Here is a 19,196-nt window from a genome sequence, read left to right as displayed (position 1 = left end):
CAACCCGTGGGATGCGTCAAGACTTAGTCACGACCCGATCTCGCGTCGATGCAGCGGTATCTCGGTTTGGTTAGCTTCAGGGCTCTGAAAGGTAGGAGGTGGGGCATCCTTCCCCCTCTCATTGGCGCCGATTACCGCTATGTATGGCAAAAAGACCGCGGCGGCGATGAACAGCAGCCGGTACGGCCACGGCAACGGCACCACGACCGCCAGGATCAGGCAGATCGTGCGGATCCCCATCTTGATGAGGTAGCTGATCTCGCGCTTGCGGATGTCCACCGACAACGCCGGCTTGGCGTCGGTGACCTGGTGGACGTCTGGCTTCTTGCGCCACCCCATCATCATGATCCTTCACCCGGGACTCTCCGTCCTCCAGGACGGAGAGAAAGCCTGCACGGTGTCCGCAAGCCCCCTCCCTTTCCCTCGGGTGGGCGCAGCTGACATCTTCCACGGTAGACCTCGGACGAATGGGTCGCGACGGCGCACCCCGGCCGGGACGGGGGTCATGCGATCATGGCCTTCGAGTAAGGAGGGATACGGAGATGACGGATCGCACGTACCGGGTCACCGAGATCGTCGGCACCTCGGGGGAGAGCGTCGACGAGGCCATCCGCAACGGCATCAGGCGGGCTTCGCAGACGCTGCGCCACCTGGACTGGTTCGAGGTGACCGAGATCCGCGGCTACATCGACGCCGGGGAGGTCGCTCACTTCCAGGTCGGGTTGAAGGTGGGCTTCCGCCTGGAAGACGCCTGAGCCGCGTCCCGGGGCCTTCGGGGAGCCCCGGGAAGTCCGGGGGTGACAGGGCGGGCGCCGGGCGGCACACTGCGGGCATGCGGAGCCGTACTTCAGCGGTGCTGGCGGCGCTGGCCCTGACCCTGACCGCGGGATGCGCCGCGCAGCGCCCGCCCGCGGCCGCCGAAGGGCTCTTGCGCCAGAGCCCGGACCAGACCGCCCGTACGGCCGCCAGCCTGCGCCAGGTGGACGACCTGCCGCTGTACGAGATGACCTACCACGGCGGCTACGACGCCGAGGCCCCGCTCACCGACGCCGAGCTCGCCAGGAAGGCCGACGGGTGGGCGTGCTCGCTGTTCCACCGGCCGGGGGAGTTCGCCAGGAACTTCGACTGGGACCCCAACCCCGCCATGATCGTCCACGCTCGCCCGCCCGGCGGCCACGCCTCCCTCTCCCTCGTGGACGTCTCCTACCTGCTCGCCGATCCGGGGCCGCCCGATCTGGCGGACCCCCAGGACCGGCGGCGGCTGGCGCATGCCGTGCTGGCCCCGTTCGACGGCGTGAACGACCAGGGACTGGCCGTCGGCCTGGCCCAAGCCCCGGACGCGCAGCTGCCCGCCAGGACGCCCGGGCGCGTCACGGTGAGCGGCGTGCGCATCATCCGGCTGCTGCTCGACCGGGCCGCCACCGTGCCGGAGGCCATCGCCCTGATGCGCCGCTACGACGTGGACTTCACCGGCGGGCCGCAACTGCACTACCTGATCGCCGACCGGGCGGGCCGGTCCGCGGTCGTCGAGTACGCCGGCGGCAGGCTGAACGTCATCGACGACCGCGTCCTGACCAACATCTCGATGACCGGCGCCGACCGGGCCGCCCGGCTGTCCGACCCCCGCTACCGGAAGCTGGCCGAGGGCGGCCGGGCCGACGCGCTGGAGCTGCTGCGGCGGGTGGCCCAGCCGCATACCCGCTGGTCAGTGGTCTACGACCTGGACACGGGCGCCGCCAGGCTCGTCACCGGACAGCGCTGGGAACGCGTACACACGCTCCGCCTCCAAAGCGGCTAGATTGGCCGGTGTGAGTGCCGAGTTCCGCATTCTGCTGGTGTGCACGGCCAACATCTGCCGGTCCGCCATGGCAGAGGTGATCGCCGGGGCGATGCTCAACTCCGCGGCCCTTCCGGTGACGACGGGCAGCGCGGGAGTCCGTGCGCTGGTCGGCCACCCGATGGCACCATACGCGGTGGCCGCGCTGGACAGGCTCGGCCTCGACGGGCGGGCGCACCGGGCCCGGATGCTCGACCTCGACCTGGTCAGGTCCGCGGACCTGCTGCTGACGATGGAGGCCGGGCACCGCGCCGTCGCCGTCCGCCTCGACCCGGTGGCCGCGCGCAAGACGTTCACGCTGCCGGAGTTCGCCCAGCTCGCCTCCGGGGCCGGGCAACGGCGCTACCGGTCGGACACCGTGGAGCGGGCGCGCGCGATCGTCCAGTCGGCCGCCGAACGGCGCGACCAGCGGCGGGCGCTGGAGGTGTACGACCCGTACGGCGGGCCGCCCGAGGGCTACGAGACCTGCGCCAAGAGCCTCGGCGAATCCCTCAGCCACGCGCTGGGCGCCCTCCTGGGCCCCCGCTGACACCACCCGCGCCGCCGCCTCCTGACGCTCGGCCCGCGACCCGCGCTGTCCGCACGTGAGCCGATGGCCATGGCGCCGGTTGAACGGGCTGTGGCGCCGGTGCCCGCACGCGGAGGCGGGCACCGGCCGTCGCCCCGTCAGCTGGCCTGGCTGACCGTGGACATGTTGAAGTCCGGCACCCGCACCGCCGGCATGACCGTGCGCTGGAAGTAGTCGTTCCACTCCCGGGGCAGCGTGCGCTCGCTCGCCCCCACCTCCGTCAGCCGCCCCAGCAGGTCCACCGGGCTCTCGTTGAACCGGAAGTTGTTCACCTCGCCCACGACCTCGCCGTGCTCCACCAGGTAGACGCCGTCCCTGGTCAGCCCGGTGACCAGCAGCGTCTGCGGGTCGACCCCGCGGATGTACCACAGGCAGGTGACGAGGAGCCCGCGCCGCGTCGAGGCGATCATCTCCTCCAGCGAGCGCCCGCCCTCGGCCCCCGCCATGATCAGGTTGTCGATCGGCGGCGTCGCCGAAAGCCCGCTCAGCTCGGCCGAGTAGCGGGTCTGCAGCAGCGCCTCCAGCCGCCCGTCCTTGATCCAGTCGGTCGGCCCGAGCGGCAGCCCGTTGTCGAACACCGAGCTCTGCCTGCTGGAGGCGTGCGCCGTCACGAACGGCGCGCACGCGATGCCCGCCGCCATCGGGTCGCTCGACAACGTCACCGGCAGCGTGGCGAGCTGCTCGCCCACGCGGGTGCCGCCGCCGGGCTTGGCGAACACCGACCGCCCGTCCAGCGCGTCCCTGGCCCCCGCCGACCAGAACAGGTAGATCATCAGGTCGGCCACCGCGCTCGGCGGCAGCAGCGTCTCGTAGCGTCCCGCCGGCAGGTCCACCCGGGTCTTGGCCCACTCCAGGCGCTGGGCCAGCGACGCGTCGAGGGCGGCCACGTCGACGTCGGTGAAGTCCTGCGTCGACACGCCCGTCCACGCGGAGCGCTTCAGGTCGCCCGACTTGGCGTTGAGCTCCAGCCGCCCGGTCGGCTGGTCGTGGCGCAGCCGCGCGCCCGTGGACGTGCCGAGGAAGGTCGAGGTCAGCGAGTGCTCGGCGAAGCCGTACAGCTTCCTGTCGCCCGTCTCCGCCGCGGCGAACGCCTCGCCGAGCGCGGGCGCGAACCGCTCGAAGACCCCGATGTCGGTCGGGCGTATCGGATCGCCCCAGCCGGGGGACGCCGGACCGGCCTCGACGAGCGGGCGGGCGTCCTCGGCGGGCTGCGCCTCGCGCGCGGCCGCGTCGGCCGCCGCCACCACGCCCGCGAGCTGCTCGTCGCGTACGGAGGCCCGCGACACGACCCCCACGCCCTCTCCCGCGATCGAGATCACGGTCAGCTGCGAGGAACGGGCGACGCCGTTCGTGGTGAGCGTGTTGCCCGCGAAGCGCAGGTTGGCCGTGGACCCCTCGTCCACGAGCACCACGCAGCCGTCGTTCTGGGAGAGCTCCAGCGCCCTCTCCACCATCTCCTGGGGAGTCACTTCCCACCCTCCTGCACGGTGTTGAGGATCCGCACGCCCCTGAACAGCGCCGACGGACATCCATGGCTGACCGGCGCGACCTGGCCGGGCTGGCCCTTGCCGCAGTTGAACGCGCCGCCGAGCACGTACGTGTCAGGCCCGCCGACGGCCTCCATCGACTGCCAGAAGTCCGTCGTCGTCGCCTGGTAGGCGAAGTCCCTGACCTGCCCGGCGAGCTTGCCATGCGAGATCTTGTACGCCCGCTGGCCGGTGAACTGGAAGTTGTAACGCTGCATGTCGATCGACCAGCTCTTGTCGCCGACGATGTAGATGCCGCGCTCGACCCCCGCGATCAGCTCGTCGGTCGAGGGCCCGCCGGGCGCCGGCGCGAGCGACACGTTCGCCATGCGCTGGATCGGCATGTGCCCCGGCGAGTCGGCGAACGCGCACCCGTTGGAGCGCCCGAACCCCTTCATCAGCGCCATCCGCCGGTCGAGCTGGTAGCCCACCAGGATGCCGTCCCTGACGATGTCGAAGCTCTGCCCCTGCACGCCCTCGTCGTCGTAGCCGATCGTGGCCAGGCCGTGCGTGACGGTCCTGTCGCCGGTGACGTTCATCAGCGGCGAGCCGTAGACCAGCTCGCCGAGCTGGTCGAACGTGGCGAAGCTGGTGCCCGCGTACGCCGCCTCGTAGCCGAGGGCCCGGTCCAGCTCGGTGGCGTGGCCGATCGACTCGTGGATCGTCAGCCACAGGTTGGACGGGTCGATCACCAGGTCGTAGTCGCCGGCCTCGACCGACGGCGCCGCCAGCTTCTCCGCCAGCAGCTCGGGCAGGCTTGCCAGCTCGGCCGCCCAGTCCCAGCCGGTGCCCGTCAGGTATTCGTAGCCGCGCCCGACCGGCGGCGCGATCGTCGACATGTCGTCGAAGCCGCTCTCGTGCGCCTTCATCGCGTTGAGCTTGGGATGGACCCGCACCCGCTGCTGCGTGGTCACCGTCCCGGCCGTGTCGGCGTAGAACTTCTGCTCCTTGACCTGCAGCAGCCGCGCCGAGACGTGGTCGGCGCCCTTCATCAGGCCCGCCGACCAGTCCGCCAGCAGGCTCACCTTGTCGGCCGCCGGCACCTCGAACGGGTCCACGTCGTACGCCGACACCCACACGGCCTCGGCGTGCACCGGCTCGGGCGCCAGCGCGATGGCCTCCCTGTTGATGGGGGCGCTCACCTCGGCCACCCGCACCGCCTGTTCGGCCACCGTCGCGGCCGCCTCGGGCGTCAGGTGGATGCCGGCGGCGAACCCCCACGTGCCGCCCTTGACGACGCGCACGGCGTAGCCGAGGTCGTCGGCGTCCATGGCGCCCTCGAGCCGGGTGTCATAGAGGCTGAGCGTCTCGGCTCTGACGCGTTCGAGCCGGAAGTCGGCGTGCTCGGCGCCGAGGTCGCGAGCGCGTTGCAGGGCGGCGTCCGCGAGCTGCCGCAGCGGCAGCTCCAGGAAATCGGGATCGATCTGGCGCATGTCCACGATCCTAACCCCGTGATCTTGTGTCACCCGGACAAGCGGATACCGGCGGGTAGCAGATAGCGTCTGGTGCCATGGCACGCTCTGTACTCGTCACCGGAGGCAATCGCGGCATCGGCCTCGCGATCGCCCGTGAACTCGCCGCGGCCGGCGACGCCGTCGCGGTCACCTACCGATCGGGGGAGCCGCCCGAGGGCCTGTTCGGCGTGCGCTGCGACGTCACCAGCATGGCCGAGGTCGAGGCGGCGTTCGACAAGGTGGAGGCCGAGCAAGGACCGGTCGAGGTCCTCGTCTCCAACGCCGGCATCACCAAGGACACGCTGCTGGCGATGATGAAGGAGGACACCTTCACCGACGTCATCGACGCCAACCTGACCGGCGCCTACCGCGTGGCCAAGCGGGCCATCCGGCCCATGATGAAGCTCAAGCGCGGCCGCGTCATCCTCATCTCCTCCGTCGTCGGCCTGTCCGGTCAGGCGGGACAGGCCAACTACGCCGCCTCCAAGGCCGGGCTGGTCGGCTTCGCCCGCTCCATGGCCCGCGAATACGGCTCCCGCAACATCACGGTCAACGTGGTCGCGCCCGGTTTCGTCGCCACCGACATGACGGCCGATCTCGACACCGACAAGATCGTGGCGAACATCCCCCTCGGGCGGCAGGCGGCCCCCGAGGAGATCGCCCGCGTCGTGCGCTTCCTGGCCAGTGACGACGCCTCCTACATCACCGGGGCCGTGATCCCCGTCGACGGCGGACTCGGAATGGGGCACTGACGTGGGAATTCTCGAAGGCAAGCGCATCCTTGTGACCGGTGTCCTGACGGACGCCTCGATCGCGTTCTCGGTGGCCAAGCTGGCCCAGGAGGAGGGCGCCACCGTCGTCCTCACCGGCTTCGGCCGGCTGAGCCTGGTGGAGCGCATCGCCAAGCGGCTGCCCTCGCCGGCGCCGGTGCTGGAGCTCGACGTCCAGAACACCGAGCACCTCGATTCTCTGGCCGCCCGGGTCGGCGAGCACGTCGACGGCCTCGACGGCGTCGTCCACTCGATCGGCTTCGCCCCGCAGAGCGCCCTCGGCGGCAACTTCCTCAACACCTCGTGGGAGGACGTCGCCACGGCTCTGCAGGTGTCGACGTACTCGTTCAAGTCGCTCGCCGTGGCCTGCCTGCCGCTGATGAAGGAGGGCGGCGCGGTCGTCGGCCTCGACTTCGACGCCTCCAAGGCGTGGCCGGTCTACGACTGGATGGGCGTCGCCAAGGCGGGGCTCGAGTCGTGCAACCGTTACCTGGCCCGCGACCTGGGCAAGCAGAACATCCGCGTCAACCTGGTCGCCGCCGGGCCGCTGCGGACGATGGCGGCCAAGTCGATCCCCGGGTTCAAGGAGTTCGAGGACAGCTGGCCGGAGAAGGCGCCGCTGGGCTGGGACCTGTCCGACACGGTCCCGGCCGCGAAGGCGTGCGTCGCCCTCATGTCCGACTGGTTCCCCGCCACGACCGGCGAGATCGTCCACGTGGACGGCGGCGTCCACGCCATCGGCGCCTGACCCGCATCCCGGGCCGGGACGCCGCTCCCGGCCCGGACCGTCGGCCGGCACAGCACATGCCGCGCTGTCCCGGTCACCCATCCCGGCCGCCGTGCACGGTCAGGCCGGCCCGGATCGGTGATGCCGCGCCTCCGGACGGTTGTCAGGCCAGCCGGTGCCGCCCCGAGCCCGCGCGGGCCGGCTCGAACGGGATCGACTCCACCGGCTCCGTACGCTGCCGCCGCTGCTGCACGATCCGCGTCGCCAGCACCGCCGACCCCAGCAGCGCGATCGTCAACGCCGTCCCCAGCACGTCCGAGGCCGGGGGAGTGGGCCGTACCACGCGCTGATCCTGCATCGGCACCGTCAGCTCATGCGCGAACGGATTGGGCCACAGCAGATCCACCCGGGGCTCGTCGGCGTCGGCGGTCTCCTTCTCGGTCACCGGCCGTCCGGTGCCGAGCTGGTGCGGCCGGCTCTCCGGCCGCGTGGGCGAGCCGGTGGGCACCGCCGCGGACTCGTCGTCGGGCCGGCCCGACGACGGCGTACGGTCCGGGGAGGGCGTCGGCGTCGGCGTCGGCGTGCCGAGCAAAGTCCCGTCGCCGCAGGCCAGCACCGGCAGGCACACGTCGTCGAGCGTCTTGGGCACCAGCCCCGTCTCGGCGGGGGTGTGCGACGGCTTGGCCGACTTGGACGGGGTGGCAGGGTTGGTCGGCACGGCCTCGCCGACCTTGCCCAGCACCTCGCCGGTGGTCTCCTCGACGGGCTTGGTCACGGGGTCGGTCGTGCCGCCCGTCAGCGTGTCGACCGTGCCCGTGACCGCGCTCACGACGTCACACAGCGTGTTGGTCACGCCGGACAGCAGGCCCCCGTCGCGCGTGCAGTCCTGCGTCGCGGCCGCCGCGGCGGGCGCCGCTACGGGGACGGCCGCCAGCGCCACCGCGAGAACTCCAGCCGAGATCGCGGTCCTGCTCCCCATCCGTGCCCTCCAGCGTTGCTTCCGGGGCAAATCCTTATGGACATCGCTCCTGGGGCGCAGGCGTTTGCCGGGTAAAGTTGCGATTCGGTATCGACTAGTGATACGCGAGAGTGTCTCTCGTTCCCGGTCATTCGAGCGACGACACGTCATCGAGGGCCTCTCGGATCTCTATCGGCAGCACCACGTCCTCGGCGGGCAAGGCGCCGAGGAGCTGCTTGTGCGTACGGGCTCCGACGATGGCCGAGGTCACGCCCGGCTGGTCGCGCACCCACGACAGGGCCACGGCCAGCGGCGACACCCCCAGCCCGTCGGCTGCGGTCATGACGGACTCGACCACCCGGCGGCTCCTCTCATCGAGGTACGGGCGGACGAAATCGGCGAAGTGCGGGGTCGCGGCCCGCGAGTCGGCGGGGATGCCGGTGCGGTATTTCCCGGTCAGCACGCCCCGGCCCAGCGGCGACCAGGCCAGCACGCCCACGCCCAGGTGGGCCGCGGCGGGCAGCAGCTCGCGTTCGGGCTCGCGGGCCAGCAGGGAGTATTCGACCTGGGCCGAGGTGATCGGGATCCGGCCGGGGATCATCTTCTGGGTGACCGCGGCGGCGGCGAGCTGCCAGCCGGTGTAGTCGCAGACGCCCGCGTAGACGGCGCGGCCGGAGGAGACGATCGCGTCGAGCGCCGCCAGGGTCTCCTCCAGCGGCACCTCGGCGTCGTAGGTGTGCAGCTGCCACAGGTCGACGTAGTCGAGCCCGAGGCGGTTGAGCGAGTCGTCGACGGCGGCGATCAGGTGGCGCCTGGAGGCGTCGCGCGGCCGCCGGCCCGCCGGGGTCACCACCGCCTTGGTGGAGATCACCAGCTCCGAGCGCGGCACCGAGTCGCGCAGCATCCGGCCCAGCAGCCGCTCGGCGTCGCCGCCGGTGTAGACGTCGGCCGTGTCGACGAGGTTGCCGCCCGCGTCCAGGAACGCGCGGAGCTGGGCAGCGGCATCCTCTGGGTCGGTGTCACGCCCCCAGGTCATCGTGCCGAGCCCCAGCCGGGACACCGACAGGCCGCTGCGGCCGACATAGCGCTGCTCCATGATCCCGCCAGGTTACCGTCCGGCCGAAGGAAACGTTGTGATCGACGCCATAGCGGTCCGCTCCCTTTCGACACCGTGATCGCCGCCTGCGACACTTGCCGGGTGACCACGCTGCTTCTGGCCCGGCATGGGCTGACGGACCTCACCGGGCCGGTCCTGGCCGGCCGTACCCCAGGGGTGCGCCTGAGCGAGGCGGGCCGGGCGCAGGCCGCCGCGCTCGCCCGGCGCATCGCGGACGTCAGGCTCGACGCCATTGTCTCCAGTCCGCTCGAACGCTGCCAGGAAACGGCCGAACCGGTCGCCGAGGGGCGCGAGCTCGCCGTGCAGACCGACGACCGGTTCATCGAGTGCGGCTACGGCACCTGGACCGGGCGGCCGCTGAAGGAGCTCGCCAAGGAGCCGCTGTGGCAGGTCGTGCAGGCGCACCCCAGCGCGGCGACATTTCCGGAAGGGGAGTCCCTGGCCGGAATGCAACATCGGGCCGTCGCGGCGATCAGGGAGTGGAATCAACGCCTGGGGGAGAAGGGTGTCTACCTGGTTTGCAGCCACGGCGACGTGATCAAGGCGATCGTGGCCGATGCTCTGGGCCTTCACCTCGATCACTTTCAGCGGATAACAGCCGATCCGGCAGCCCTCACCATCATTCGCTATGCGCCCTTGCGTCCCTTTGTGCTCAGGCTTAACGATATGGGGGAATTGCGGCTTCCCGAGGATTCGGAGGAGAAAGACGGGGGAGAAAACATCACCGGGAGCGATGCCGCCGTCGGCGGCGGGTCAGGAACCACGTAAGGTCAGGCTATGCCGGTCTTCGACTACGACCCACCAGAGAGGTTCGTCGCCGGTGCCGTGGGGCAGCCGGGCGCGCGGATCTTTTTTCTGCAGGCCAGGGCCGAGGGCAGACTGACGACGGTGGCGCTGGAGAAGCTGCAGGTCGCCGCGCTGGCGGGCAGGCTCGAAGAGCTGCTCGACGAGGTGCTGCGCCTCAGCGGGGGCACCGCTCACGTGCCCGCGCTCGCCCCCGCCGACCTGTCCGACGATGATCCCCTCGATGTGCCGGTGGCGGAGGACTTTCGCGTGGGCACCATGGCCCTGGCGTGGGACGCCGAGAGAGCCCAGGTCGTGATAGAGGCACAGGAGGTCGTCGACGAGGACGATCTCGACAGCCCCGACCCCGCGGTGCTGCGCGTGCGGATCAGCGCGGGGGCCGCCCGCGCGTTCACCCAGCGCGCCCTCCAGATCGTCGCGGCGGGCCGCCCGCCGTGTCCTCTCTGCGCCCAGCCGCTCGATGCCGCCGGGCACGTGTGCGTGAGACTCAACGGCTACCGCGGGGGTGAGGCGGCTTCATGACCGCTCCGGAGAGCGAACCGGCCGTCAAGCCGCCCCACCCGCCGGGCATGAACGACGAAGAAGCGCTCACGCTGCTGCGCGACGGCCGGCTGGAGGTGGCGGGCCGGCTCGTCGAGGCCACCAACATGACGCTCTACTGCTCCGTCAAGCTGGGCTCGCGCAGCGTCGCCTGCGTCTACAAGCCGGTACGCGGCGAGCGCCCGCTGTGGGACTTCCCCGACGGCACCCTGGCCGCCCGAGAGGTGGCCGCCTACGAGGTGTCGCAGGCCACCGGCTGGCGCATCGTGCCGCCCACGGTCTACCGCGACGGCCCCTTCGGGCCCGGCATGTGCCAGCTGTGGATCGACACCGAACGCGAGATCGACCTGATGCGGCTGGTCAAGAGCCGCAACCCGGTCGTGCGGCGGATGGCGGTGTTCGACGCGGTGGTCAACAACGCCGACCGCAAGGGCGGTCACCTGCTGCCGCTGCCCACGGGGCACGTCTACGGCGTCGACCACGGGGTCTGCTTCTCCGTCGAGGACAAGCTCCGCACCGTGCTGTGGCAGTGGCGCGGCAAGCCGCTCGCCCGCGAGGCGGTGGCCGTGCTCGCCAAGCTGGAGCGCGACCTGGAGTCCGGCTCGCTGGGACGCAGGCTGCGCGAGCTGCTGACGATCGCGGAGGTCGAGGCCACCTGGCAGCGGGTCAGGCGGCTGCTGGACACCGGCGTGCACCCCTACCCGTCGGAGGGCTGGCCCGCCATCCCCTGGCCACCCATATAACGGCAACAGGCCATCCCCTGACTCCCGCTCCGCGGCCGTTTAATACCCTTTGCCCATGTGCACGCTGATCGTCAGAACCGGGCAGCCGCTGACCCTCATGGGCGTGCGGGACGAGTTCGCCGACCGCCCGTGGGAGGGGCCGGGGGAGCACTGGCCGGAATACCCGGGCGTGATCGGCGGGCGCGACCTCAAGGCGGGCGGCACCTGGCTGGCCGTCAACCCGGCGGCCCGCCGCGCCGCGGCGCTGCTCAACGGCCACGGCACGGCCGCGCCGGAGACGACGAAGGTCTCGCGGGGCGACCTGGCGCTGCGGGCGGCGTACACCGGCGAGCCGCCCGGCGCCGGCCTGACCCGCTACGACCCCTTCCACCTGGTGATCGCCGACCTGACCGGGATCCGGATGTTCAGCTGGGACGGCGACCGCCTGACGACCTCCGTCCTGCCGGAGGGCACCAGCATGGTCGTCAACTCCGGCCTGGACCCGGACAGCGAGCGTGTGGCCGCCTATCTGCCCAGGTTCGAGAGCCAGGTGTGGCAGGAGCTGATCAAGGCGGAGCCGTCCGCCGACCCCGGCGCGCTCATCATCCGGCACGAGCTGCCCGACGGCCGCGTCTTCGCCTCCCTGTCGGTGATGGAGGTCACACTCACGCCGGACGCGGTGACGTACGAGTTCACCGACCTGACCGCAGATCGGGACGGATAGGCTCAAGGACATGAGATCGTGGTCCGCCCCGAATGTTCCCAAGCTCCCGGGTGAGAGCATCCCGCTGCGTCTCTACGACACGTCGGCCGATCAGGTGCGGCAGACCGACCCGGGGCCGACCGCCAGGATGTACGTCTGCGGCATCACGCCCTACGACGCCACCCACCTCGGTCACGCCAACACCTACCACGCCTTCGACCTGGTCGGCCGCATGTGGCGGGACGCCGGTCACGAGGTCCACTACACACAGAACGCCACCGACGTGGACGACCCGCTGCTGGAGCGCGCCACCCAGACCGGCGTCGCCTGGCAGGACCTGGCCGACCGGGAGATCGAGCTCTACCGCGGCGACATGGAGGCGCTGCGGATCGTGCCGCCCCGCGAATACGTCGGCGTCACCGAGGTCATCGGCCAGGTGGCGGACCTGATCGCCAAACTGGCGGCCAAGGGCGTCACCTACGTCCTCGACGGCGACGTCTACTTCAGCATGGCCGACGCCCCCAAGTTCGGTCAGGTGTCCGGCTACGACGAGAGCGAGATGCTGGCCCTGTTCGCCGAGCGCGGCGGCGACCCCGACCGGGCGGGCAAGCGCCACCCGCTGGACTGGCTGCTGTGGCGGGCCGAGCGGCCCGGTGAGCCCGCCTGGGAATCCCCCCTGGGCCGGGGCCGCCCCGGCTGGCACATCGAATGCACCGCGATCGCCCTGGACCACCTGGGCGCCGGCTACGACGTGGCGGGCGGCGGCTCGGACCTGATCTTCCCCCATCACGAGTGCGGCGCCTCCGAGGGCCACGCGGCCACGGGGGAGTGGCCGTTCGCCAAGTTCTACACGCACGCCGGCATGGTGGCGCTGGACGGCGAGAAGATGTCGAAGTCCAAGGGCAACCTGGTCTTCGTCTCCAAGCTGCGCCAGGAGCACGACCCGATGGCGGTCCGCCTCGTCCTGCTGGCCCACCACTACCGCGCGGACTGGGAGTACGTCCCCGCGATGATCGCCGAGGCCGAGCGGCGGCTGGCCGTGTGGCGTTCGGCGACGCGGCTCGCGTCGGGGCCGCGCGCCGACGAACTGCTGGCCACGGTACGCCGGTGCCTCGCCGACGACCTCGACTCCCCGGCCGCGCTGGCCGCGATCGACGCCTGGGCCGCGGCGGCGCTCGCGGACAACGGCCCGGACCCCGCCGCCCCCGCGCTGGTCAGGGACCTGACCGACGCTCTGCTCGGCGTGGCCCTGTGAACGTGTACGCCATAAGCCGGCCTCGCCGGTAAGGATCAGCAGCCACGTGCGCTCCGCCATGCGGCGCGGCCACGGTCCGGCACAGGACTCCTCTAACGCGCCGTTCTGACGCGTGCGGCGGATCACGCAGGCGCCGCCGCACGCCAGGAGTTGTACCCCACGGCCCAGTAGCGCCCAGACGATCTTCCTGCCCGTCTTCGGCCACCGGGTGAAGGCCGATCCACAGAAGCCGATCGGCGCCGTGGCCTTGATGCTGTTGGTCACCAGCTGAGCGTTGTCCTGCCCCCCTATCCCGGCTCTTCGACTTCAAGGGGGATGTGATGAGCCGGTGCGTTCCTTCGCATCGCCGGCACGGATTGTCGGCTTACTTGCCAGGAGTGACCAAGCCCGCGAAGCGCTGCTCAGCCATCCTTGACACGTGATCATTCTGGCGTCCATACTCCGTTCGAAGCGCTTTTGATCACCTTTCCGATGCTTCTCTCTTCGGTACCCGGGCGTTGACTTTATTTCGGTTGTCAGCCCCCTTTTGTGTTCACGCACCGCACCCCCCAGGACGCAAGGAGTGACGTCTCGAAAATGCGCTCGGGAACGTTAAGACGAAACGCACGACGAGGATTTTTCATGGGCCTCGTCGTCATGCTGGTGGGGGTGGCGGGTGTCTCGCCGGCATCCGCCCACTGGAACGGCACCGGCCAGGACATCGCCAGCATCCACATCTACCCCTACAGCTATAACAGCACCTGGCAGACGCCGATGAACCGGGCGCTGTCCAATTGGAACGCGACCTCGAGTCCCGCCAATTTCTACAAGAGCTCGAATTCGGGTTCGACGATCACGGTGAAGTCCTACAGCAACACCTGGTACGGGAAGTATCAAAGGTGCGGTGGGTCGTGCATGTACGTCAAGCTGAACTCCCGTACGATCAACAGGGACGCGTCGAACTTCTCGAACTTCGTCACGAGCACGCTGGTTCACGAGCTCGGGCACGCGTTGAATCTCGCGCACAACTCGGGCACCTCGATCATGAATACGAGCAGGAACCGTAACTCGATGACCAAGCCCCAGGCGCACGATGTCGCCGACGTCAACGCCTACTACTAAGGAGCCGACTGTGCTACGGCGTCTTGGCGCGCTTGTCTTCGCTGCGGTGTTCGTGACCGCATGCTCGGCGCATGCGGAACCCGTCCTCTATCGAGCCGACTATCCCGAGTATCAAAGTGCCGATGCGCTTTTCGACAAGGCGACCCTGGTCGTCGAAGCTCGCATCGTCGGAGCGCCGCGTTATCTCCAGGAACAGGAGGAAGCGCCCGATCCCGCAGAGACAGATCCTAATCTGAACCCCAACGCGGGAGCGCCGGCCGGGGCGGCTGCACAACCCGAGGCCCCGCCGACGGTCATCACCGTCTACACCGCCCAGGTGGTAAAGGTCTTCAAAGGCCAGGCCCAGGTGGGGCAGTCCATCGAGGTCAAGGAACTCGGGGGAAAGCTCGAAGGTGTGACCTATGCGGAGGAACACACCACTCCGATGAACCAGGACAGCGGCTACATCCTGTTCCTGGAAACCTACCCTGACTCGCCCGCCGCACTGCTCAACCCCGTCCAGGCCAAGTATCCGCTGGACACCTCCAGCAACCCCGCGCCGCTGCCGGAGAACACCCTCAAGCTGACGCGTGCCGAACTGGAAACAATGTCGTAATCGGAAATATCCAACCCCGAAAAGCCCGCCTTGTGCGGGCTTTTCGCGGCTCTTCGACTTTGGGGGGATAAAGGTACGCCGGCAGTGACCTGCGCGGTCAAACCCGCAGCTGTTCGACCTGCTCGGCCCTGGACAGCTCGGCCGCGAACCATTCGATCGTGCGGCGCAGGCCCTCCCCGGCCGGGATCTGAGCCCGCCAGCCGAGCCGCTCGGCCGCCAGTGTCGTGTCCGGGCGCCTGACCTTGGGATCGTCGGCGGGCCGGTCGACGAACACGATCTCCGACGCCGACCCGGCCAGATCCCTGATCATCGTGGCCAGCTCCAGCATGGTGACCTCGTCCGGGTTGCCGATGTTGACGGGCCCGTCGAAGTCGCTGCGGGCCATGGCGAGGATGCCGGCCACGGTGTCGTCGACATAGCAGACGGAGCGCGTCTGCGAGCCGTCGCCGGTGATCGTGATCGGCTCGCCGGTCAGCGCCTGCCTGATGAACGTCGGGATCGCCCGCCCGTCGAACGGGCGCATCCGCGGGCCGTAGGTGTTGAAGATCCGCACGATGCCGGTGTCGGTGCCGCGCGAGTGGCGGTAGGCCGTGGTCAGCGACTCGGCGAAGCGCTTGGCCTCGTCGTAGACGCTGCGCGGGCCGACCGGGTTGACGTTCCCCCAGTACGTCTCGCGCTGCGGGTGCTCCAGCGGATCGCCGTACACCTCGCTCGTCGAGGCCAGCACGAACCTGGCGCCCTTCTCCCTGGCCAGCCCCAGCGCGTGCAGGGTGCCCACGCTGCCCACCCGCAGCGTCTCGATCGGGTAGCGCAGATAGTCGGCCGGCGAGGCGGCCGAGGCGAAGTGCAGCACGAGGTCCAGCCGGTCCGGCACGTGCAGGAACCCGGTGAGGTCGCACTCGATGATCCGGAACTCCGGACGGTCGATCAGATGCTCGACGTTGCGCGGCCCGCCGGTGAGGAAGCTGTCCATGCAGACGACCTCCGCCCCCTCCTCCAGCAGCCGTTCGCACAGGTAGGAGCCGAGGAATCCGGCGCCCCCGGTGACCAGAGCCCTCATGACGTGACCTCCAAGGCAGCGTCGACGACTTCGGAAACCTCTATCTCCAGCAGGCCGGGATCGGGCCGCAGACCGTGTGGATCCCCTCGGTGCCCGGCCCACAGCGCCACGTGGCGCCAGCCGGGCGGCGGCCCCCACTGCGCGGGCGAGACCGGCCCGAACAGCACCACCGACGGCACGCAGAACGCCGTAGCCAGGTGCGCCACACCGGTGTCGCCGCACACCACCAGCCTGGCCCTGCTGACCAGGTCGACCAGGTCAGCCATGCAGGTCCGCCCGGCCAGCATCCGCTCCGGCGGCAGCCCGGCCAGCTCGGCGACCTTCCTGGCCAGCGGCACCTCCTCGTCGTTTCCGGTGACGACCACGTCCTCCAGCGTGGCCGCGACCTCGGCGAACCGCTCGGGTGGCCAGCGCCGCGCCGGGTAGGCGGCGCCCGGATGGACGATCGCCGGCCCCGTACGGTCGGAGATGCCGAGCGTCAGGTCGTTCGGATCGGCCGGGATGCCGTGCCACTCCAGCAGCCCGCACCAGCGCCGCACCTCGTGCACCCCGTCCTGCCACGGCGGCCCGGTGCCGAAGCTGATCAGCCGCCCCGGCTCGGTACGCCGCAGCGCCTCGATGCTCTGCGGCCCCCGCCCGTGCAGGTTGACCGCGATGTCCGGCCGCTCGAACGGCACCGGACCCGGGCCGCGCACGTCCACCTGGGCGTCCACCGCGCCGATCAGCGGCAGCAGGGCATCCAGCGTCCGCGGCGCCGCCAGCGTGAGGCGGTGCCTGGGGAACGCCTGGCGCAGGGCCCGCAGCGCGGGCACGGCCGTGAGCAGGTCGCCCAGCCCGAGCCCGCGCAGGACCAGCAGCTCTAGGGCCATGACGTCTCCGTTGAGGGACAGATGACGAGTTCTCTCACCTCGCATCCGGTGGGCTGCCGCAGCGCGAACACCACGGCCTGGGCGACGTCCGCCGGATCGTTCAGCCCGGCCTCGGGGCCCGGTTTGTACTGGTCCGGGCGGCCGTCGAAGAAGCCCGTGCGCATGCCGCCCGGGACCAGCAGGGTCACCCCGACCTCGCCGCGCAGCTCGGTCGCCAGCGCCCTGGTGAAGCCGACGACGCCGAACTTCGACGCCGAGTACGCCGACGCGTCGCTCAGCGGCCGCAGCCCGAGCGTCGAGGCGCAGGTGACGACCTTGCCGCGGGTGTGCTTCAGGTACGGCAGCGCCGCCCGCACGACGGCGGCGGTGCCGAGCAGGTTCACCCGGATGACCCGCTCCCAGTCGTCGGCCGGCACGTCCTCCAGCCGCCCGCACGCGTCGATGCCCGCGGCCGTGACGACGCCGTCCAGGCCGCCGGCCCGTTCGGCGAGCTCGCGTACCGCCCGTTCGGTCTCCCCCCGGTCGGACACGTCGGCCGTGACGTGATCGAAGCGCTGATCGGGCGCGCGCACGTCGACGACCAGCGCCCGCCAGCCCTCCTTCTCCACGGCTTCGGCGGCGGCCAGACCGAGCCCGGAGGCTCCCCCGGTGATCAAAATATTCACTGGATCTCCCTGATCAGATTCGTTGTCGAACGCCCCGGCAGCGTGCTCAGCACGACGATCTCCGCGCCGAACCTGCCGAGGACCTCGGATTCGGGCAGGACCTCCCCCTCGTAGTCGCCGCCCTTCACCCACACGTCGGGGCGCAGCAGCTCGATGGCGCGGGCCGGGGTGTCCTCCTCGAACACCAGCACCGCGTCCACGCAGCCCAGCGCCCTGAGCACCTCGACCCGGTCGCACACGTCCACGATGGGCCGGTCGGGGCCCTTCAGCCGGCGCACCGACTTGTCGGAGTTGACGCAGACGACGAGCGCGTCGCCCAGCGCCCTGGCCCTGCGCAGCAGGCTCACGTGGCCCGCGTGCAGCAGGTCGAAGCAGCCGCCCGTGGCGATCAGCCGGCCGCCCGTGGCGCGGGTGAGCTCGGCCACCTCCAGCGCCGTGCGCGGCCGGTCGCCGAGCCGCTGCTCTTGTACCCGGACGGCGGCGGCCCCGCCGCGCTCGACGAAGCCCGCGGCCTCGCCGACGCCGATCGTGACCGCCTCCATGGCGTCGGCGCCGTCGCGCAACGCCAGCGCCGCGGCGCCGGCCAGCCGGTCGCCCGCGCCGCACGCGTCCTGCGCGCCGGCCCGCACGGGTGGCGGCACCCGGGTGAGCGGGCCGCCCTCGACGGCCAGCGTCGCCCCGTGCGCCCCCATCGTGACCGCCACCGCCCTGGCCCGCAGCTCCCGGACCAGCCGGCGGGCGGCCTGGTCGGGGTCGCGGTAGGCGGAGGGGCACAGCATCCGCGCCTCCGCCTCGCTCGGGGTCAGCAGCGCGCAGCCGGGCATCGGCTGCGCGCCCCTGGGATGCGGGTCCCACACCACGGGCACGTCCGCATCCGCCAGCAGCTCGCGTGCCATCCTGGCCACGCCCCTGCCGTAGTCGGACACCAGCACCGCGCCGGCCCCGGCGACGGCCCTGGCCGCCGCCTCGGTGGGGGCGTACCTGGCGGTGCCGTCGCCGGTGTCGAGCCGGACCAGCGTCTGGCCCCTGGACCGCACCCTGGTCTTGCGCGCTGTGCCGCCGCGCAGCGGCAGCCGTACCAGATCGAGCTCGGCCGACAGCAGCCCGCACAGCCGGCGCCCGTCGGGGTCGTCGCCCATCGCCGTGATCAGCACCACGTCGGCGCCGTCGCGCGCGGCGAGCAGCGCCGCCAATCCGGCCCCGCCGGGCCGGGCCTGCTCCGCGGTCACCTCGACCACCGGGACGGGCGTGTCCGGGCAGAGCCGCTCGGCCTCACCCTCGACGTCCACGTCGAGCAACGTGTCCCCGATCACCACGAGCGGCCCCTGCCGCCGGGCCGCGCCGTGACGGATGTCCTCGCCTGGCCGCGGATCCATCACAGCGCTTCCTCCACCGCATCGCACAGCAAGTGGAGCAGGGCCAGGTGCACTTCCTGAACGGTGGCCGTCTCCGGCGCCGGCACCGCGACCGCGTCGTCGCACAGGTCGGCCAGCGGGTTGGGCGCGGGGCCGGTCAAGGCCCAGGCGAGGATCCCGCATTCCTGCGCCGCCCTGGCCGCGGCCAGCACGTTCGGGCTGGAGCCGCTGGTCGACAGGCACAGCAGCACGTCGCCGGGGCGGCCGTGCGCGCGCACCTGGCGGGCGTAGACCTGCTCGACGCCGAAGTCGTTGGCGATCGCCGTCAGCGACGAGCCGTCGGCGTGCAGCGGGATCGCCGCGTACGGCCGCCGGTCGTCCCTGAACCTGCCGACCAGCTCGGCCGTCAGATGCTGCGCCTCCGCGGCCGAGCCGCCGTTGCCGCACACCAGCAGCCTGCCCCCGGCGGCCAGCACGCCGGCCAGCTTGCCGCCCCACGAGCGGACGGTGACCGCCTGTCCGTCGACCTGCTCCAGGGTGTTCCAGAGTTTCTTGAGATGAACGTCCATG

At 71.1% G+C, this 19,196-nt stretch carries 22 protein-coding genes; 12 read left to right on the top strand and 10 right to left on the bottom strand.

All coding sequences use genetic code 11. The annotated features are described in order from the left end of the window. Window positions 1-27: 27 nt before the first annotated feature. Window positions 28-345, bottom strand: a complete 318-nt coding sequence (locus tag ACTMTI_RS19805) for a DUF3099 domain-containing protein (protein ID WP_441121878.1) — start codon at window positions 343-345, stop codon at window positions 28-30. A 197-nt stretch (window positions 346-542) separates the two neighbouring features. Here ACTMTI_RS19805 and ACTMTI_RS19800 point away from each other — a divergent pair, with 197 nt between their 5' ends. The 3 genes from ACTMTI_RS19800 to ACTMTI_RS19790 all read left to right on the top strand — a co-directional run bounded on the left by ACTMTI_RS19800 (window position 543) and on the right by ACTMTI_RS19790 (window position 2,366). Next, on the top strand, window positions 543-755 hold the full coding sequence (locus tag ACTMTI_RS19800) for a dodecin (protein WP_138668648.1): 213 nt from the start codon (window positions 543-545) through the stop codon (window positions 753-755). Window positions 756-832: 77 nt separating this feature from the next. Next, window positions 833-1,798, top strand: coding sequence for a linear amide C-N hydrolase (locus tag ACTMTI_RS19795; protein WP_441121877.1), 966 nt, complete (start codon window positions 833-835; stop codon window positions 1,796-1,798). 10 nt (window positions 1,799-1,808) lie between these two features. Then, window positions 1,809-2,366 (top strand): arsenate reductase/protein-tyrosine-phosphatase family protein, encoded by a 558-nt coding sequence (locus ACTMTI_RS19790; protein WP_441121876.1) that lies wholly within the window; start codon window positions 1,809-1,811, stop codon window positions 2,364-2,366. Window positions 2,367-2,503: 137 nt separating this feature from the next. On the opposite strand, the gene ACTMTI_RS19785 is transcribed toward ACTMTI_RS19790, so the two are convergent. Further along, window positions 2,504-3,874: a metallopeptidase TldD-related protein gene (locus ACTMTI_RS19785; RefSeq protein ID WP_441121875.1), complete on the bottom strand. Its 1,371-nt coding sequence runs from the start codon at window positions 3,872-3,874 to the stop codon at window positions 2,504-2,506. Continuing rightward, entirely contained in the window at window positions 3,871-5,364 is a 1,494-nt protein-coding gene (locus ACTMTI_RS19780; protein ID WP_441121874.1) for a TldD/PmbA family protein, read from the bottom strand. The genes ACTMTI_RS19785 and ACTMTI_RS19780 overlap by 4 nt, the downstream gene beginning before the upstream one ends. 77 nt (window positions 5,365-5,441) lie before the next feature. On the opposite strand from ACTMTI_RS19780, the gene ACTMTI_RS19775 reads away from it, so the two are divergent. Both ACTMTI_RS19775 and fabI read left to right on the top strand, forming a co-directional pair. Beyond that, on the top strand, window positions 5,442-6,137 hold the full coding sequence (locus ACTMTI_RS19775) for a beta-ketoacyl-ACP reductase (protein ID WP_441121873.1): 696 nt from the start codon (window positions 5,442-5,444) through the stop codon (window positions 6,135-6,137). A gap of 1 nt (window position 6,138) precedes the next feature. Then, complete coding sequence (fabI, locus tag ACTMTI_RS19770; RefSeq protein WP_441121872.1) at window positions 6,139-6,903, top strand: enoyl-ACP reductase FabI; 765 nt, start codon at window positions 6,139-6,141, stop codon at window positions 6,901-6,903. A gap of 142 nt (window positions 6,904-7,045) precedes the next feature. On the opposite strand, the gene ACTMTI_RS19765 is transcribed toward fabI, so the two are convergent. Beyond that, window positions 7,046-7,861 (bottom strand): hypothetical protein, encoded by an 816-nt coding sequence (locus tag ACTMTI_RS19765; protein ID WP_441121871.1) that lies wholly within the window; start codon window positions 7,859-7,861, stop codon window positions 7,046-7,048. A 127-nt stretch (window positions 7,862-7,988) separates the two neighbouring features. Then, window positions 7,989-8,936, bottom strand: coding sequence for an aldo/keto reductase (locus tag ACTMTI_RS19760; protein WP_441121870.1), 948 nt, complete (start codon window positions 8,934-8,936; stop codon window positions 7,989-7,991). A gap of 102 nt (window positions 8,937-9,038) precedes the next feature. Here ACTMTI_RS19760 and ACTMTI_RS19755 point away from each other — a divergent pair, with 102 nt between their 5' ends. The 7 genes from ACTMTI_RS19755 (at window position 9,039) to ACTMTI_RS19725 (ending at window position 14,677) form a co-directional block, all read left to right on the top strand. Continuing rightward, window positions 9,039-9,725 (top strand): MSMEG_4193 family putative phosphomutase, encoded by a 687-nt coding sequence (locus ACTMTI_RS19755; protein ID WP_441121869.1) that lies wholly within the window; start codon window positions 9,039-9,041, stop codon window positions 9,723-9,725. A gap of 9 nt (window positions 9,726-9,734) precedes the next feature. After that, window positions 9,735-10,283: a DUF3090 domain-containing protein gene (locus ACTMTI_RS19750; protein WP_441121868.1), complete on the top strand. Its 549-nt coding sequence runs from the start codon at window positions 9,735-9,737 to the stop codon at window positions 10,281-10,283. Beyond that, window positions 10,280-11,044: an SCO1664 family protein gene (locus ACTMTI_RS19745; protein ID WP_441121867.1), complete on the top strand. Its 765-nt coding sequence runs from the start codon at window positions 10,280-10,282 to the stop codon at window positions 11,042-11,044. The genes ACTMTI_RS19750 and ACTMTI_RS19745 overlap by 4 nt, the downstream gene beginning before the upstream one ends. 55 nt (window positions 11,045-11,099) lie before the next feature. Then, window positions 11,100-11,747: an NRDE family protein gene (locus ACTMTI_RS19740; RefSeq protein ID WP_441121866.1), complete on the top strand. Its 648-nt coding sequence runs from the start codon at window positions 11,100-11,102 to the stop codon at window positions 11,745-11,747. 10 nt (window positions 11,748-11,757) lie between these two features. Continuing rightward, entirely contained in the window at window positions 11,758-12,981 is a 1,224-nt protein-coding gene (gene mshC, locus ACTMTI_RS19735) for a cysteine--1-D-myo-inosityl 2-amino-2-deoxy-alpha-D-glucopyranoside ligase (protein ID WP_441121865.1), read from the top strand. Window positions 12,982-13,602: 621 nt separating this feature from the next. Then, entirely contained in the window at window positions 13,603-14,082 is a 480-nt protein-coding gene (locus tag ACTMTI_RS19730; protein ID WP_441121864.1) for a hypothetical protein, read from the top strand. 10 nt (window positions 14,083-14,092) lie between these two features. Next, the gene (locus tag ACTMTI_RS19725; protein WP_441121863.1) at window positions 14,093-14,677 is read left to right on the top strand and encodes a hypothetical protein; all 585 of its coding nucleotides are present in this window, start codon (window positions 14,093-14,095) and stop codon (window positions 14,675-14,677) included. A 97-nt stretch (window positions 14,678-14,774) separates the two neighbouring features. Here ACTMTI_RS19725 and ACTMTI_RS19720 read toward each other — a convergent pair whose 3' ends face one another. The 5 genes from ACTMTI_RS19720 to ACTMTI_RS19700 are packed head-to-tail and all read right to left on the bottom strand — an operon-like array spanning window position 14,775 to window position 19,195. Continuing rightward, window positions 14,775-15,737: a UDP-glucuronic acid decarboxylase family protein gene (locus tag ACTMTI_RS19720; protein WP_441121862.1), complete on the bottom strand. Its 963-nt coding sequence runs from the start codon at window positions 15,735-15,737 to the stop codon at window positions 14,775-14,777. After that, the gene (locus ACTMTI_RS19715) at window positions 15,734-16,606 is read right to left on the bottom strand and encodes a glycosyltransferase family 9 protein (protein WP_441121861.1); all 873 of its coding nucleotides are present in this window, start codon (window positions 16,604-16,606) and stop codon (window positions 15,734-15,736) included. Before ACTMTI_RS19715 ends, ACTMTI_RS19720 begins: the two co-directional genes overlap by 4 nt. Continuing rightward, complete coding sequence (locus tag ACTMTI_RS19710; protein WP_441121860.1) at window positions 16,597-17,271, bottom strand: SDR family oxidoreductase; 675 nt, start codon at window positions 17,269-17,271, stop codon at window positions 16,597-16,599. Before ACTMTI_RS19710 ends, ACTMTI_RS19715 begins: the two co-directional genes overlap by 10 nt. Continuing rightward, on the bottom strand, window positions 17,268-18,647 hold the full coding sequence (locus ACTMTI_RS19705) for a PfkB family carbohydrate kinase (protein WP_441121859.1): 1,380 nt from the start codon (window positions 18,645-18,647) through the stop codon (window positions 17,268-17,270). The genes ACTMTI_RS19710 and ACTMTI_RS19705 overlap by 4 nt, the downstream gene beginning before the upstream one ends. Next, the gene (locus ACTMTI_RS19700) at window positions 18,647-19,195 is read right to left on the bottom strand and encodes a D-sedoheptulose-7-phosphate isomerase (protein ID WP_441121858.1); all 549 of its coding nucleotides are present in this window, start codon (window positions 19,193-19,195) and stop codon (window positions 18,647-18,649) included. The genes ACTMTI_RS19705 and ACTMTI_RS19700 overlap by 1 nt, the downstream gene beginning before the upstream one ends. Between the last annotated feature and the right edge of the window lies 1 nt (window position 19,196).

It is taken from the genome of Nonomuraea sp. H19, from assembly GCF_052068215.1.
Taxonomy (GTDB): Bacteria; Actinomycetota; Actinomycetes; order Streptosporangiales; family Streptosporangiaceae; genus Nonomuraea.
Note: the sequence above shows the minus strand (reverse complement) of the source record. Positions and strands in the feature narration are given on the sequence as shown.

Coding starts and splice junctions, on each gene's coding strand:
- ACTMTI_RS19715 (WP_441121861.1), bottom strand. CDS start 16,606: ATGGCCCTAGAGCTGCTGGTCCTGCGCGGGCTCGGGCTGGGCGACCTG.
- ACTMTI_RS19740 (WP_441121866.1), top strand. CDS start 11,100: ATGTGCACGCTGATCGTCAGAACCGGGCAGCCGCTGACCCTCATGGGC.
- ACTMTI_RS19720 (WP_441121862.1), bottom strand. CDS start 15,737: ATGAGGGCTCTGGTCACCGGGGGCGCCGGATTCCTCGGCTCCTACCTG.
- ACTMTI_RS19750 (WP_441121868.1), top strand. CDS start 9,735: ATGCCGGTCTTCGACTACGACCCACCAGAGAGGTTCGTCGCCGGTGCC.
- ACTMTI_RS19795 (WP_441121877.1), top strand. CDS start 833: ATGCGGAGCCGTACTTCAGCGGTGCTGGCGGCGCTGGCCCTGACCCTG.
- ACTMTI_RS19745 (WP_441121867.1), top strand. CDS start 10,280: ATGACCGCTCCGGAGAGCGAACCGGCCGTCAAGCCGCCCCACCCGCCG.
- ACTMTI_RS19775 (WP_441121873.1), top strand. CDS start 5,442: ATGGCACGCTCTGTACTCGTCACCGGAGGCAATCGCGGCATCGGCCTC.
- ACTMTI_RS19760 (WP_441121870.1), bottom strand. CDS start 8,936: ATGGAGCAGCGCTATGTCGGCCGCAGCGGCCTGTCGGTGTCCCGGCTG.
- ACTMTI_RS19800 (WP_138668648.1), top strand. CDS start 543: ATGACGGATCGCACGTACCGGGTCACCGAGATCGTCGGCACCTCGGGG.
- mshC (WP_441121865.1), top strand. CDS start 11,758: ATGAGATCGTGGTCCGCCCCGAATGTTCCCAAGCTCCCGGGTGAGAGC.
- ACTMTI_RS19765 (WP_441121871.1), bottom strand. CDS start 7,861: ATGGGGAGCAGGACCGCGATCTCGGCTGGAGTTCTCGCGGTGGCGCTG.
- ACTMTI_RS19805 (WP_441121878.1), bottom strand. CDS start 345: ATGATGATGGGGTGGCGCAAGAAGCCAGACGTCCACCAGGTCACCGAC.
- ACTMTI_RS19730 (WP_441121864.1), top strand. CDS start 13,603: ATGGGCCTCGTCGTCATGCTGGTGGGGGTGGCGGGTGTCTCGCCGGCA.
- ACTMTI_RS19780 (WP_441121874.1), bottom strand. CDS start 5,364: ATGCGCCAGATCGATCCCGATTTCCTGGAGCTGCCGCTGCGGCAGCTC.
- ACTMTI_RS19705 (WP_441121859.1), bottom strand. CDS start 18,647: ATGGATCCGCGGCCAGGCGAGGACATCCGTCACGGCGCGGCCCGGCGG.
- ACTMTI_RS19700 (WP_441121858.1), bottom strand. CDS start 19,195: ATGGACGTTCATCTCAAGAAACTCTGGAACACCCTGGAGCAGGTCGAC.